At 70.9% G+C, this 14,627-nt stretch carries 12 protein-coding genes; 9 read left to right on the top strand and 3 right to left on the bottom strand.

Going from position 1 to position 14,627, the window contains the following annotated elements; translation table 11 throughout:
- Nucleotides 1-99: 99 nt before the first annotated feature.
- Nucleotides 100-1,410: a DUF6986 family protein gene (locus K7C20_RS05620; protein WP_030080664.1), complete on the top strand. Its 1,311-nt coding sequence runs from the start codon at nt 100-102 to the stop codon at nt 1,408-1,410.
- A 118-nt stretch (nt 1,411-1,528) separates the two neighbouring features.
- Here the strand turns inward: K7C20_RS05620 and K7C20_RS05615 are convergent, their stop codons facing one another.
- Entirely contained in the window at nt 1,529-2,155 is a 627-nt protein-coding gene (locus K7C20_RS05615; RefSeq protein WP_030080662.1) for a TetR/AcrR family transcriptional regulator, read from the bottom strand.
- A gap of 72 nt (nt 2,156-2,227) precedes the next feature.
- Here K7C20_RS05615 and K7C20_RS05610 point away from each other — a divergent pair, with 72 nt between their 5' ends.
- Both K7C20_RS05610 and K7C20_RS05605 read left to right on the top strand, forming a co-directional pair.
- Entirely contained in the window at nt 2,228-2,608 is a 381-nt protein-coding gene (locus tag K7C20_RS05610) for a hypothetical protein (protein WP_167352556.1), read from the top strand.
- Nucleotides 2,605-2,901: a hypothetical protein gene (locus tag K7C20_RS05605; RefSeq protein WP_030080658.1), complete on the top strand. Its 297-nt coding sequence runs from the start codon at nt 2,605-2,607 to the stop codon at nt 2,899-2,901. Before K7C20_RS05610 ends, K7C20_RS05605 begins: the two co-directional genes overlap by 4 nt.
- Before the next feature lie 62 nt (nt 2,902-2,963).
- Here the strand turns inward: K7C20_RS05605 and K7C20_RS05600 are convergent, their stop codons facing one another.
- The gene (locus K7C20_RS05600) at nt 2,964-4,004 is read right to left on the bottom strand and encodes a LacI family DNA-binding transcriptional regulator (protein ID WP_053210531.1); all 1,041 of its coding nucleotides are present in this window, start codon (nt 4,002-4,004) and stop codon (nt 2,964-2,966) included.
- Between the two features lie 141 nt (nt 4,005-4,145).
- Here K7C20_RS05600 and K7C20_RS05595 point away from each other — a divergent pair, with 141 nt between their 5' ends.
- Nucleotides 4,146-5,102 (top strand): ROK family protein, encoded by a 957-nt coding sequence (locus K7C20_RS05595; RefSeq protein ID WP_053210532.1) that lies wholly within the window; start codon nt 4,146-4,148, stop codon nt 5,100-5,102.
- Nucleotides 5,103-5,480: 378 nt separating this feature from the next.
- Nucleotides 5,481-7,631: a serine/threonine-protein kinase gene (locus K7C20_RS05590; RefSeq protein ID WP_078953652.1), complete on the top strand. Its 2,151-nt coding sequence runs from the start codon at nt 5,481-5,483 to the stop codon at nt 7,629-7,631.
- A gap of 142 nt (nt 7,632-7,773) precedes the next feature.
- Here the strand turns inward: K7C20_RS05590 and K7C20_RS05585 are convergent, their stop codons facing one another.
- Complete coding sequence (locus K7C20_RS05585) at nt 7,774-9,753, bottom strand: NPCBM/NEW2 domain-containing protein (RefSeq protein WP_048829915.1); 1,980 nt, start codon at nt 9,751-9,753, stop codon at nt 7,774-7,776.
- A gap of 358 nt (nt 9,754-10,111) precedes the next feature.
- Here K7C20_RS05585 and K7C20_RS05580 point away from each other — a divergent pair, with 358 nt between their 5' ends.
- The 4 genes from K7C20_RS05580 (at nt 10,112) to K7C20_RS05565 (ending at nt 14,624) form a co-directional block, all read left to right on the top strand.
- Nucleotides 10,112-11,368, top strand: a complete 1,257-nt coding sequence (locus K7C20_RS05580; RefSeq protein WP_030085425.1) for an ABC transporter substrate-binding protein — start codon at nt 10,112-10,114, stop codon at nt 11,366-11,368.
- 43 nt (nt 11,369-11,411) lie between these two features.
- Entirely contained in the window at nt 11,412-12,323 is a 912-nt protein-coding gene (locus tag K7C20_RS05575; protein ID WP_053210533.1) for a carbohydrate ABC transporter permease, read from the top strand.
- Nucleotides 12,320-13,240: a carbohydrate ABC transporter permease gene (locus K7C20_RS05570; RefSeq protein ID WP_030085421.1), complete on the top strand. Its 921-nt coding sequence runs from the start codon at nt 12,320-12,322 to the stop codon at nt 13,238-13,240. Before K7C20_RS05575 ends, K7C20_RS05570 begins: the two co-directional genes overlap by 4 nt.
- A 349-nt stretch (nt 13,241-13,589) precedes the next feature.
- Nucleotides 13,590-14,624, top strand: coding sequence for an NUDIX hydrolase (locus K7C20_RS05565; RefSeq protein WP_030085419.1), 1,035 nt, complete (start codon nt 13,590-13,592; stop codon nt 14,622-14,624).
- Nucleotides 14,625-14,627: the final 3 nt, after the last annotated feature.

Here is a 14,627-nt window from a genome sequence, read left to right as displayed (position 1 = left end):
CCTCGGCAAACCGACGCAGTTAACTTCGCTATACGGATTGTTGATTCCGTGAAGCGGAAAACGCTCGATCGGCGGGCGTGCGCATCGGGAGGGTATCGAATGGGGCAGCAGGAGACCGTGGCGACGAGCCTCGCGGACACCGTACGCGAGGGAATCGGAGCCGCTCTCGCCCAGGTGGACGCGGATCTGGCGCGGCGCTACCCGGGCGACCCCGGTACCCGTCAGCCGGTCCACACCGTCTACGTCCCCGGCGATGTCTTCGCCGCCGACACCGTGCGCTCCTGGGGGGACCAGGCGCTCGCCGCCCTCGACGAGCACGCCCCCGACGCCGCCGCGCTCGCCGCCGTCCTCGGCATCCCCGACACCCTCGCCGTCGATGTCCACGACCGGGTCCGCGCCAAGCTGACCCGCGAGCCCGTCGAGGATCTGCGCATCGACTTCGAGGACGGCTACGGTCCCCGCCCGGACGCCGAGGAGGACGAGGCCGCGGCCCGCGCCGCCGCCCTGGTCGCCGCCGCCTACCGAGGGGGCACCTCCCGGCCGGAGGCCGGCGGAGGCACCGCCGCCCCGTACATGGGCATCCGGATGAAGTGCATGGAGGCCGCCGTCCGCGACCGCGGCATCCGCACCCTCGACATCTTCCTCACCGGCCTCATGGAAGCCGGCGGCCTGCCCGACGGTCTGGTGCTGACGCTCCCCAAGGTGACCTACGCGGAGCAGGTCACCGCCATGGTCCGGCTGCTGGAGGCGTTCGAGAAGGCGCGCGGACTGGAGAGCGGCCGGATCGGTTTCGAGATCCAGATCGAGACGACCCAGTCGATCCTGGGCGCCGACGGCCGCGCCACCGTCGCCCGGATGATCGAGGCCGCCGAGGGCCGGGCCACCTCCCTGCACTACGGCACCTTCGACTACAGCGCCTCCTGTGGCGTCAGCGCCGCCCACCAGTCCCTCGACCACCCGGTGGCCGACCACGCCAAGGCCGTGATGCAGGTCGCCGCCGCGGGCACCGGTGTGCGCCTCTCCGACGGCTCGACGAACGTCCTGCCGGTCGGACCGACGGAGCGGGTGCACGAGGCCTGGCGGCTGCACCACGGCCTGGTCCGCCGCTCACTGGCCCGCGCCTACTACCAGGGCTGGGACATGCACCCGGGCCATCTGCCCACCCGCTACGCGGCGGTCTACGCCTTCTACCGCGAGGGTCTGGAACAGGCCGCGGCCCGGCTCGTTGCCTATGTCGGCAAGGCCGGCGGCGCGGTGATGGACGAGCCCGCCACCGCCAAGGCACTCAGCGGCTATCTGCTGCGCGGTCTGGACTGCGGCGCCGTGGACACCGCCGAGGTCGCCCGGCTGACCGGGCTCACCCGCGCCGACCTGGACGCACTCGCGGGCCGCCCGGTCTCCACGGGCTGAGCGAAAGCAGCCGCCTGTTCGGCACAACGTGCCCTGCAGCGCGGGAAGTCGGCCGCCGTGCCCCTTGCGGGCCCGGTGCGCCCCCGAGGCCCCTGCCGGACGGCGGGGGCCTCGTGCGTCAGTCGGCGGCCGCTCCGAGATCGTCGATATGGGCACGCAGGACCGTGGCGCAGGTCTTTCCGTCCAGGACGTCGGGCCGCAGTACCGCGGTGAAGGCGAGGCCGTCCAGGAGGGACGTCAGCCGCTCGGTCTCGGTGTCGAGGGCGAGTCCCGCTCGCAGCCCGCCCGCCGTGCCGAGGCGGGTGAGGACGCGGCGGACGAGGGTCCGGGTGCCGGTGGCGGTCTCCTGGGCGAGGTCGTCGATGCCGGGATGGGTCCGGGCGGCGGTGGAGAAGTCGACGAGGACCGTGACCTCGGCGCGCCTGCTGTCGTCCAGGGGCAGCAGCTCGGAGAGCAGGTCCACCGCGCATCGGCGGACCTGTGGCGCGGAAAGCCCGTCCAGGTCGCCCCACTCGTCGATGCGGCGCTGGAGCCGGTCGCCGACCCGGTCGAGCATCGACCGCATCGCGAAGCGCATCAGCTCTTCCTGGCCGGCGAAGTAGTGCCGGACCGAACCGATGTTGAGCCGGGCCTCGTCGGCGACGGCGCGCAGTGAGGCGCGCTGGAGGCCGTCCCGTACGACGACGCGGAAGAGGGCGTCGACGACCTCGCGGCGCCGGGCTTCTCGGTCCACCTGCTTGGGCATGGCCCCTTTGTATCACGGCTGTGATAAATTGTTTTGTATCACACTCGTGATATAAAAAATGGAGGCGTGATCGTGGAGCGGATCCTGAACCTTCTTCTCATCCGGTTCGGCCTGATCGCGGGCGGTCTGGTGGCGCTCGCCCTGCTGGTCTTCGCCGTGGCACTCGTCCTCAAACGCCGGGGGAAGCTCGCTGCGGCGCGGCGGTACGCGGCACCCGCCGCGCATGCCGTGGGCCGCTATCTGGACGACCGGGGCGCCGCCCGCGGCCGTGGTGGGCGGTCCCGGAGCGGCGGGACGGTGGCCGGTGCGGTGGCACGGGCTGCGGCCCGCCACTTGGACGGCGACGGGCGCGAGCGGCCCGCAGGGCAGCGGGAGCCGGAACGGGAGCGGGAGCAGGGGCGGGCGCAGGGGCAGGGATGGGAGCAGGGGCGGGAGCGGGGTGAGGTGCGATGACCGGCGGCGGTCCCCTGGCCGGCCATGGCCTGCTCCATGGCGCCCTCGCCCAGGGCGGATCAGGAGGCGAAGGGAGTGAAGGGAGCGGAGGGAGTGGAGGGGGCGAAGGGGCCGGCCTCCTTCACCATCTCCTGGTCGACGCCGCGCTCAAGGGTGCCATCGTGATCGCCGCGCTGATCGTCCTCGCGCTGGGGATGGTGCTGATCTGGAAGAAGGCCGGGCGATGCGGTGCCCCGCCCGCGACGGGCGGTGACCCACGACGGGCGGTGCCCCGCCCCCACGACGGGCGATGACCGCCCGGCGCCGTGGCCCAGGGACGGCCGTGGGGGCGATCTGCGTCCCGCCGCCGGGGAGTTCAGCTCTCCGAAGGGGGGATCTCGCCCGAGCCGCGGGCAATCAGGCGGGTGGGGATCTCCCTGCGCTGCGGCGGATCCTCGATGCCCTCCAGGCGGCGGAAGAGCAGCCCGGCGGCGGTCCGGCCCATGCGTGCCGGGTCCTGGGCGACGACCGTGATCGCGGGCCGGACGAGATCGGCCAATTCGAAGTCGTCGAAGCCCACCAGCGCGACCGGGCGCGGGCGTTCGCCGAGGACGCGTACGACGGTGACGGTGACCCGGTTGTTGCCCGCGAAGAGCGCGGTGACCGGCTCGGGGGAGTCCAGCATGGCGGTGGCGGCGGCACGTACCCGGTCGGGGGCGGTGGAGCCCAGCGCCACCCAGGAGTCGTCGACGGGCAGGCCCGCGGCGGCCATTGCCGTGCGGTAGCCGCGCAGCCGCTCGCGCGCGGTGTGGATGCCCGGCTGGTCGCCGATGAAGCCGATCCGGCGATGGCCGTGCGCGATGAGATGGGCCACCGCGTCCTGGGCGCCGCCGAAGTTGTCGGAGACCACGACGTCCGCGTCGATCCGGCCGGGCGGGCGGTCCACGAACACGGTGGCTATCCCGGCCGCGATCTCCGGTTCCAGATAGCGGTGGTCGTCGGCGGCCGGGATGATGACCAGCCCGTCCACCCGCCGGGCGCACAGCGCGAGCACCAACTCCTGTTCGCGGCCCGGGTCCTCGGCGCTGGAGCCGTTGATCAGCAGTGCGCCGTGGTCGCGGGCGACTTCCTCGACGGCGCGGTTGAGCGGGCCGTAGAAGGGGTCGGCGAGATCCTCCAGCACCAGGCCGATGCTGGCCGTACGCCCCTTGCGCAGGATCCTGGCGGAGTCGTTACGGCGGAATCCCAGAGCGGTGATGGCTTCCTGGACGCGTCGTTCGGTGTCCGGGGTGACCCCTGGTTCGCCGTTGACCACGCGGGAGACCGTCTTGAGGCCGACCCCGGCGCGCGCCGCGACATCCTTCATCGTGGGCCGGGTGCCATAGCGGCGGGAGGTGCCCCGCGCGGTGTCGGTCACGGTGTGCGGTCCTGATTCTGTCGGCGTCAGGTGTGGCGTCGAGCATAGCCTCTAGACAACGTTGTCAATCGACGGAAGACTGGCGTTCTCACGCCGGGCCGGTACGCTCGGCCCCCGGGCCCACCAGGAGATTCCACACCGATGCAGACGGACCTCAGCGCAGCGCTGGACATTGGCGGCACCAAGATCGCCGGCGCTCTGGTGGACGCCCGCGGCAGGCTGGTCGCACGGGCCTCCCGGCCCACCCCCGCCGACAAGGACGGGGCGACGGTGATGCGTGCGGTGGCCGAGGTGGTCGCCGAGCTGGCCGCGGGGCCGGACTGGGTTCGGGTGGCGGCCGTCGGCATCGGCAGCGCGGGTCCGGTGGACGCCTCGTCCGGCACGGTCAGTCCGGTCAACATTCCCGGCTGGCGCGACTTCCCGCTCGTCGCCGGGGTGCGGGCCCTCGTCGGAGAGCTCCCCGTCGTGCTGGTCGGTGACGGTGTCGCGATGACCGCGGCCGAGCACTGGCAGGGCGCCGCGCGCGGCCACGCCAACGCGCTGTGCATGGTGGTCTCCACCGGCGTCGGCGGCGGACTCGTCCTCAACGGCAGGCTGCACCCCGGCCCCACGGGCAATGCCGGGCACATCGGCCACATCAGTGTCGATGTCGACGGTGACCCCTGCCCGTGCGGGGCCCGCGGCTGTGTCGAGCGGATCGCCAGCGGCCCCAACATCGCCCGCCGGGCGCTCGCCAACGGCTGGCTGCCCGGCCCCGACGGCGACACCAGCGCCGCCGCCGTCGCCGCCGCCGCGCACGCCGGTGACCCGGTCGCCGTGCGCTCCTTCGAGCGCGCCGCCCAGGCGCTGGCCGCCGGAATCGCCGCCACCGCCACCCTCGTGGAGATCGATATCGCGGTCATCGGCGGGGGAGTTGCGGGCGCGGGAGATGTCCTCTTCACCCCCTTGCGGGCGGCCCTGAGCGACTATGCGACGCTGTCGTTCGTCTCGGGCCTGACGGTCGTACCCGCCCAAATGGGGACGGACGCCGGGGTGGTGGGCGCCGCCGCTGCCGCCGGGCAACGGTCCCGCCCCGATGCCTTCGCCCCCATGCCCTGACGTCACCACGGGCCCCCGTGCGCCCCTTAGTCTGTTGCCGACCGCGACGTACACCGTGGCGTACACGGCGTATGGGCAGAGCTACGGGTATCGAGGGGATCGGTGACGGTGACACCGGGGGAGCGTGAGCAGGGCGGAGCGGACGAGGAGCGTGCGGCGGGCGGCGTGAGCGGCCCCGGCGAGGCCGGTAGTACCCCGTCGGGGAACGCCCCCGGCGAGCCCGGTAGTACCCCGTCGGGGAACGCCCCCGGCGGCGCGGGCCACGGAGTACCGGCTGCCGCCGCCGCGAGTGGGCCCCGGCGCGGCACCGACGCCGATCTGACGGGGCGGCTGCTGGGCGGCAGGTACCGCGTGACCGGCCGGATCGGGCGCGGTGGCATGGGCGTGGTCTGCCGCGCCGTCGACGAAGTGCTGGGACGCGACGTCGCGGTCAAGGTCCTCCGTGCCTACACCGATGCCTCCGCCCCGGAGCTGGCCGACCTGCGCACCCGTATGCAGCGCGAGGCGCGGGCCGCGGCCCGTATCCGGCACTCCGGTGTGGTCACCGTCCATGACGTCATCGACGAGGACGGCCGCCCCGTCATCGTCATGGAGCTGGTGGACGGCCTCTCACTGGACGACGCCATCGACCAGCGGGGCCCGCTCGACCCGAGGGAGATCGCCCGGATCGGCGCCGAGGTGATGGACGCGCTGGACGCCGCGCACCAAGTGGGTGTGCTGCACCGCGATGTGAAGCCCGGCAATGTGCTGCTGGACGGCTGGGGGCGCCCAGGCCGTTCAGGCACTGGGGGAGGCCGGGTGGTGCTCACCGACTTCGGCATCGCGAGTATCGAGGCTCCTGGCGACGGCGCGACCACCCACATCACCCGCAGCGGCGAACTGGTCGGCTCGCTCGACTACTTGCCGCCCGAGCGGGCGCAGGGCCAGGACCCCACGCCGGCCTCGGACATCTGGTCCCTCGGTATGACCCTGTACGCGGCCGTCGAGGGCGGCGGTACGCCGTTCCGCCGTACGTCGGTGTGGTCGACACTCACCGCCATCGTCACCGAGCCGCTCCCCGAGCCCCGGCGGGCCGGGCCGCTCACCCCCGTCCTACGGGCCCTGATGGCCAAGAACCCGGCCGACCGGCCCTCCGCCGCCCACGCCCGCAGTCTGCTGGAAGCGGTGGCCGAGGGGCGCGAGCCCGCGCAGCTGCCCGCGCCCGGTGCGTCCTATCTGCCCACGGCGACGGACGTACGGGCGATCGTCCCGCCGTCCGCGCCACAGGAGCCCGGCCCGCGGACGGCCGACGGGGCGCAGGGCGAGCCGGGCGGAGCGGGCGAGCCGGGCGGAGCGGCGGCCGGTCCCGCCGGCCCCGCCGGGGGGTCGGGCAACGAGGGGGCCCCGCCGTCCAGTTGGCTCTCCGGCCCCGGGGCTGAGGGCGCGCCGGTGACCCCGCCCGCGCCGTTGCCGCCATCGCCATCGCCATCGCCTTCGTCGGCGACACCGACACCGACACCGACACCGACACCGACACCGACACCGACACCGACACCGACGCCGCACCCGGGCCCCGCCCCGAACCCCACGCCCCCGGCGCAGCACCAGGCGCCGCAGCATCAGCGGGGCGCCACCGGAAACCAGGAACCCGGGTTCACGTTCCCGACTCCCGGCCCCGTCTGCGACCCGCCCGGTGTGATGGCCGGTCCGCCCGTGGGCAGTACGGGTGCCCATCCGTACCCGGGGAACCCGCAGTCGGGAAGTCCTGGGGAGCGGGACACCGAACGGCTGCCGGTCCGCGCGCGGCGTCGTGTGCTGCTGGCCGCGGCGGCGGTGCTCGCCGTGCTCGCGGCCGGCGGCGGTGTGACCTATGCGCTGGTCGGCGGGGGGCCGAGCGGGGCGGTCGCGGACCGCGGGCAGCCGTCGGCTCAGCCGGCCGGGCCGGGCGCCCCGAGCGCGGCCGCCGACAGGGGCGGTGCCAAGGCCGACGGAACGGCCGACGGTAAGGACAAGGACCAGGACAAGGGCAAGAGCAAGGGGCAGGCCCAGGACGGTGGGAAGAGTGCGGCGCCGTCGGATGCCGACCGGCCCTCGGGCGGTGGCGCGTCCAAGGAGCCCAAGCCCGGTGGTGCGGGCGGGAGTTCGGGCGGCGAGGACGGGGGCGCTCAGGGAGGAACCGACGGCGGCAGTGGCGCCGGCGGTGACCAGGGCGGCGCGTCAGGCGGGTCCGACGGGGGCAGCGGTGGCGGTGGAGACCCGACCCAGGGGCCGTCGTGTGCGTCGATCGGCGGCGGTAAGGCCAACTGTGAGGTGTGGCGCGCCGCGAGCTCGTACACCTCGTCGTTCCAGCAGGTCGGCACCCTCAACTCGGGCACCAACTACTTCTACTGCCAGGCGAAGCTGGGCCACCGGGAGACGTACGGGAAGTGGACGAACGTCTGGTGGGCCAAGACCGATGACGACAGCGGCAATTCCGGTGTCTATGTCAGCGTGGTCTACCTCAAGGGCGGGGCGAACGATCAGCCGGTCCCCGGGCTGCCCACCTGCTGACCGCCCCTCCTGCGTGCCGGTGCCGGTGCCGGTGCCGGTGTCGGGGCAGGGGCAGGTGCAGGTGCAGGTCTTGGCGCCGGGCGGACCGAGTGGTCCGCCCGGCGTCGTCACAACTCGCCTTGAAGGACAGGCCGTTGATGCTTCAGCACTGGAATGCGGCGTCCGCCCAGTCGGCGTGGTCGTAGTCGATGCCGTCCCCGCCGTCGGTCGTCACGAGGCGTACGGTCTGTGCTCCGGCGACCGAGGCGCTGACCGCCTTGGCGGCATCCGCTCCGGTCACCGTGGAGCTCGTGGCGACCTTTTTGCCGTCGGCCCACACCTCGAAGCCGACCGACCCCCGGTCGCCGGACTCGTCGTCGATGCCGGCCTGGGCACGGAACGCGGAGCACCGCCCGCCGGTGTAGAAGCTCACTTCGCTGGGTGCGTGCACCCCGAGGCCCTTGGCGAAGCCGGTGCCGCCGATGCCGATCGGCCTGCCGTCCCCGGCCTCGCTCTCCCCGACGCTGGTGTTCTTCTCGACCGGGCCCCAGCCGTTGGTGGCGGTGAGCCAGGGGAGTTCGGAGGCGAAGGAGGTCCCGGACGGCGGTGGCACCACGACATGGGCGGTGCCGGGCAGGGTGGAGGTGATCCGCTCCCCGCGGGGTGAGCGGTAGTCGGCGGTCAGCGGCAGGTCGTAGGCGCCGGGCGCGGTGCCGGCCGGTGCGCTGAGTTTCCAGCCGGTGGTGAGGGTTCTGCCGCCGGGCAGTGCGCGTGCGGTCGCCGGGGAGGTGGCCCTGACCTGCCAGCCCCGCGGGGCCTTCAGCGTGACGGTGAGGTTCTTCGCGGGGGTGCCGCCCAGGTTGCGGACGGTGGAGCGGAGGCCGGCGGGGGTGCCGGCCTCGACCAGCGGCGTACGGTCGGTGCCGGTCTCGACGGCCGGTGGGTAGGTGGCCCAGCGGCCGTCGGCGGAGACGCGGTAGACGACGGTGCCGTGTGCCGGGACGGTCGCGGAGACGGTGCCCGTGGTGTGGGTGTCCTGGTGCCGCCACAGGTCGCGCAGCCGGTAGCCGTCGGCCTGCGGGAGGCCCAGCTCCTCGGCGGTGGTGGAGATCCGCTGCGGCTGTCCGGTCTCGTTGAACAGCGCCACCGCGCGGTCACCGTCGGCCAGTTGTCTGACCAGCGTCCAGCGCCCGGACTCGGACTTCAGCACCGTGGCCTGCTTGCCCAGCGGGTCCTGGTCGATGGCGATGAGGTCCTTGTTGGCCAGGATCTCGAACGTCTCCGGGCCGGCCTTGCGCAGATCGGAGCCGATCAGCAGCGGGGCGGCCATCATCGACCACAGGGAGAAGTGGCTGCGGTACTCGGTGTCGGTCATACCGCCGTTGCCGACCTCCAGCATGTCCGGGTCGTTCCAGCGCCCGGGGCCGGCATGCGGGGCGAGCGGCAGGTTCTGCTTGGCGATCCCGAGCATGCTCGACCACGAGTCACTGATGTCACCGGTCGTGCGCCACAGGTGCCCTACGTCCGACGCCCACTCCCAGGGCTTGTTCTCGCCCCATTCACAGATGCTGTAGACGATGGGTCGCCCGGTGGCCTTGAGCGCGTCCCGCATCGTGCGGTACCGCTGCTCGGCGTCCACACCGAGGTTATTGCAGTTGTCGTACTTGAGGTAGTCCACGCCCCAGTCGGCGAACTGCTGGGCGTCGGACTTCTCATGGCCCAGGCCGCCGGGGAATCCGGCCGGGTTGCAGGTTTTGATGCCGGCGCTCGTGTAGATGCCGAATTTCAGGCCCTTGGAGTGGATGTAATCGGCCACCGCCTTGATGCCGTGGGGGAAGCGCTGCGGATCCGGTACGAGCTTGCCGTTCCCGTCGCGGGTGGGCAGCGCCCAGCAGTCGTCGAGATTGACGTACTGATAACCGGCGTCCTTGAGGCCCTTGGCGACGAAGAGATCGGCGATGCCCCTGACCATCTCCTCGTTGAACTCCGCCCGGCAGTGGGTGGAGTTCCAGTTGTTGAAGCCCATCGGGGGCGTCTTGGCCAGCCCGTCGGGGAGCCGGGGGGCGGAGCCGGCGCGAGCGATGGGGGCGGGGCCGGCTTCCGGGGAATCGGGCGTGCGGGCCGCGGCGGGCAGGGCGGTCACCCCTGCCGTACACACAGCAGCGCGGCGGACAGCGCTCCGACGATTCTTCGCTGACCTCGCCGGTGGATGGTGCGGATATGAACGCGCATGGTTCGCGTCCTCCGTCTTCGCGAGAGGTGTGGTGGGGTCGTGTACCGGTCGCGTGCGAGTGTTTACGGTAGGGCTTGTTGGAGTCTGTTGGAAGAGGAGCGGTAACGGTTCCTGTTTCGCCTGCCAAAACCCTTGACTCGACCTGCCGTTCGGAGTGAGATCCCACCACTCGCGTTCGGTTCTGTTTGGTTCCACCCCTGAGGAGGGGGACATGGTCCAGTCAACGTTCAGCGGCTCGGATACGTACGGGGAAGCGGCAGGACGTCGGATGTCCCGCCGGACGCTGCTGAGGGGCGCGGCGCTCGGCGCGGGGGCCGTGGCCCTCCCGTCCCTGCTCGCCGCCTGCAGCAGCGGCCCGAACGGCATCACGATGGGGTCGAATGCTTCGGACGCCGTGCCGAAGAAGGCGTTCGCCGAGGCATTCCAGGCCTACGAGAAGAAGTCGAAGAAGAAGGTGACGGTCAACACCGTCAATCACGAGAACTTCCAGGAGAACATCAACCGTTACCTCCAGGGCAGCCCGGACGACGTCTTCATGTGGTTCGCCGGGAACCGTATGCAGTACTTCGCGCAGAAGGGCCTGCTCACTGACATCAGCGATCTGTGGCGGGGATTCGACGGGTTCTCCGAAGCGCTGAAGAAACAGTCCACGGGGCTGGACGGCAAGCAGTACCTGGTGCCGTACTACTACTATCCGTGGGCCGTTTTCCACCGGAAGAGCGTGTTCCAGGAGAAGGGGTACGACATCCCCAAGACCTTCGACCAGTACCGGGCGCTCGCCGAGCAGATGCAGAAGGACGGCCTGGTGCCGTTCGCCTTCGGCGACAAGGACGGCTGGCCGGCGATGGGCACCTTCGACTACCTCAATATGCGCGCCAATGGCTACGACTTCCATATCGCGCTGATGAGCGGCCAGAAGGCCTGGAACAGTCCGCAGGTCAAGCAGGTCTTCGATCTGTGGCGCGGACTGATGCCCTATCACCAGAAGGGCGCAAACGGCCGCACCTGGCAGGAGGCGGCCCAGGCCCTCGCACAGAAGAAAGCCGGTATGACCGTGCTCGGACTGCCGCACCCCGGCCAGCAGTTCAGCGCCGCCGACCGGGAGGACCTCGACTTCTTCCCGTTCCCGGAAATCGATCCGGCCCACGGCCAGGACGCGGTCGAGGCGCCGATCGACGGATTTCTGATGTCGAAGAAGGCCAAGGACAAGGACGGGGCGAAGGATCTGCTGACGTTCCTCGCCACGCCCAAGGCGGAGGACATCTACCTCAGGTCCGACCCCAACAATGTCGCGGTCAACAGCGGTGCGGACACCGCCGCCTACACCCCGCTTCAGAAGAAGGCCGTCCAGCTCGTCTCGGGAGCCCGGCAGATATCGCAGTTCATGGACCGCGACACCCGGCCGGATTTCGCCTCGACCGTGATGATCCAGGCGATCCAGCAGTTCCTCAGCGCACCGGATGACATCGACGGCCTGGTCAACGACATCGAACGCCAGAAGAAGCAGATCTTTTCCGCCAAGTGAGCGCCGTCAGAAGGCCGCTGTGAAAGACGGGGAGCGAACCGCCGTGCCGAACACCCGCGCACGGCGCGCCGGACGACCGGGCCCGCGGCGCCACACCCGCCGTGACCTCGTCGTCCTCGGCGCGCTGCTGGGCATACCCATCCTGCTCGACCTCGCCCTGATCTGGGGCCCGACGCTCGCCTCCGTCGGACTGTCCTTCACCACCTGGGACGGCATCGGCGATATCCAGTGGGCCGGCCTGAAGAATTACGACAACCTCTTCACCAATTACCCGCAGTTCTGGCCGGCGGTCCGCCACAACCTCCTGTGGCTGGTCTTCCTCGGGCTGCTCGCCGCCCCGTTCGGACTGCTGCTCGCCGTCCTCATCGACCGCGGTGTCCGCTTCAGCCGCTTCTACCAGTCGACGCTCTATATGCCGGTCGTGCTCTCGCTCGCCGTCGTCGGCTTTATCGCCCAGCTGATCCTCTCCCGGGACCAGGGCGCAGTGAACGCCGTGATCGGCGGTAGGAATCCCACCGACTGGCTGGGAAATCCCGGACTCAATATCTGGATGGTGCTGCTGGCCGCCTGCTGGCGGCACACCGGCTATGTCATGATCCTCTATCTCGCCGGACTGAAATCCGTCGATCCCGGCCTCAAAGAGGCCGCCGCCCTCGACGGCGCCAGTGAACGGCAGGCCTTCTTCCGGGTCGTGCTGCCCACCCTGCGCCCGGTGAATGTGATCGTCGGCGTCATCACCGTCATCGAATCGCTGCGCGCTTTCGACATCGTCTACGCCATCAACAAGGGCCGTAACGGCCTGGAGCTGCTGTCCGTGCTGGTCACCGACAACATCATCGGGGAGGCGAGCCGCATCGGATTCGGCTCGGCCATCGCCGTCGTCCTGCTGCTGGTCTCCCTGGGGTTCATCGTGACCTATCTCGTCCAGGAACTCCGAGGGGAGCAGCAGCGATGACCGCACCCGCCACCACCACCGTGCCGCCCGCCCTGCGGCCGGCACCCACCACCCCGGCCCCGGCCCGCCGCCGCGGCCGGTTCGGCGTCCACCTCTTCCTGTCCGCCGTCTCGTTCGCCTTCCTCGCCCCGCTGCTGCTGGCCGTCTATGCCTCACTGCGCCCTTACGAAGAGACCGCGAAGTACGGCTATTTCTCCCTCCCGCGCCAGCTCTCCTTCGACTACTACCAACAGGCCTTCGCCGACTCCGGGATGAGCAAGTACTTTCTCAACTCGCTCCTCATCGCCGTGCCCGGTGTCCTGCTCACCCTTTTTCTGGCCTCGTTCGTGGCCTTCGCCGTTTCCCGCGTACGGATCCGCGGTGGCATCGTCCTCCTGATGCTCTTCACCGCCGGAAACCTGCTGCCCCAGCAGGTGATCGTCACCCCGCTCTATGTGCTGTTCAACAAGATTCCGCTGCCGTACTGGATGTCCGACTCCCTGACGATGTATGACTCCTTGTGGGCCGTCATCTCCGTGCAGACCGCCTTCCAACTCGGCTTCTGCGTCTTCGTTCTGGCCAATTTCATGCGCACCCTGCCGCGGGAAATCCTGGAGGCCGCGATTGTCGACGGCGCGGGCCTCTGGACGCAGTACTGGCGGGTCACCCTCCCCCTGTGCCGTCCCGCGCTCGCCGCCCTGGGCACCCTGCAATTCACCTGGATGTACAACGATTTCCTCTGGGGCCTGGTCTTCCTCTCCGACGGTGACAAACTCCCCGTCACTTCGGCCCTCAACAATCTGCGCGGTCAGTTCTTCACCGACTACAACCTTCTCGCCGCGGGCTCCGTCATCGTCGCGCTGCCCACGATTGTGGTCTTCCTGCTCCTTCAGCGGCATTTCATCGCCGGACTGACCCTCGGCGCGAGCAAGGGCTGAGGGCCGCCGCGCGGAACCGGCCGCCGTCAGCACGATGGGCCGCCGTCATATGCGCCGTCCGCCGGGCCGACGGCGGCCCGGAACCCGGTATGCGGGTGAGGGTTTCGGTACTGGAGGGGCGGGGGAGCGCTTGTTTGCCGGGGGCTTCGCGGCGGCGGATACGGTGACCGGTCATCCTCCGCGCGAGGCAATTCGCGACCGGCGCGGCCGTGGGAGTGGGAAACCTCCCTGGCCGCGCCGATGGTCGAATGCGCAACGTTCCCGGTCGTGCGCGCGGCCCGTGACCCCGAGCGTTTCCGTGGCAGGGTGTGGCGGGCAACTCACCTGGGTCTAGGGAAGAGGGGAAACCGTGATCGTCTGGCTGAACGGCACGTTCGGTGCGGGCAAGACCACAGCGGCTCATGAATTGCTCGACCTGCTTCCCGGAAGCACGCTCTACGACCCCGAACTCCTCGGCAGCGGACTGCGGTTGATGCTGCCTGCCAAGCGGTTCGAGGAGATCGACGACTACCAGGACCTGCCCGCCTGGCGGCGCATGGTCGTCGACACCGCAGCGGCCCTGCTCACCGAAGTCCCGGGCCCGCTGGTGACGCCGATGACGCTGCTGCGCCAGGAGTACCGCGACGAGATCTTCGGCGCCCTCGCCGCCCGCCGGATTCCCGTACGGCATGTCCTGCTGCACGCCGAGGAAACGATCCTGCGGACACGGATAGCCGGCCGCGAGGCGCCGGCCGGGAGCGCCGAGGCCAACGAGTCCCTGCGCCGGTGGAGCCTGGAACACCTCGGTCCGTACGCCGACGCGCTGCCGTGGCTCCAGGGCGATGCGCATGTCGTGGACACCACCCGGCTCACGCCCCGGCAGACCGCCGAGCGGGTCGCCGAGGCCATCCGCACCGGCGCCGGCGCCTGCGACATCGTGCAGACCCCCGAACCGACCGCCGAGACGCTCGCCGCCGGCGTTCTGCTCTTCGACGACCAGGACCGGGTGCTGCTCGTCGACCCGACCTACAAGGCCGGCTGGGAGTTCCCCGGCGGCATCGTGGAACGCGGTGAGGCGCCCGCCCACGCCGGCGTACGGGAGGTCGCCGAGGAACTGGGCATCGAACTGTCCCGTGCCCCCCGTCTGCTCGTGCTGGACTGGGAAGCTCCCAAACCGCCCGGCTTCGGCGGTCTGCGACTGCTCTACGACGGCGGCACCCTGACCGACGAGCGGATCAGCAAACTCCTGCTGCCCGGCGCCGAACTGCGGGGGTGGCGTTTCGCCACCGAGGCCGAGGCCGAGAAGATGCTGCCACCGGTGCGCTGGAACCGCCTGCGGTGGGCGCTTCGCGCCCGTGAACGGGGTTGTCCCCTTCATCTGGAGGCGGGGGTTCCCGTGGGGTAGGCC

Source organism: Streptomyces decoyicus, from assembly GCF_019880305.1.
GTDB lineage: Bacteria > Actinomycetota > Actinomycetes > Streptomycetales > Streptomycetaceae > Streptomyces > Streptomyces decoyicus.
The sequence above is the reverse complement of the archived record's forward strand: the minus strand, read 5'-3'. Positions and strand labels throughout refer to the sequence as shown.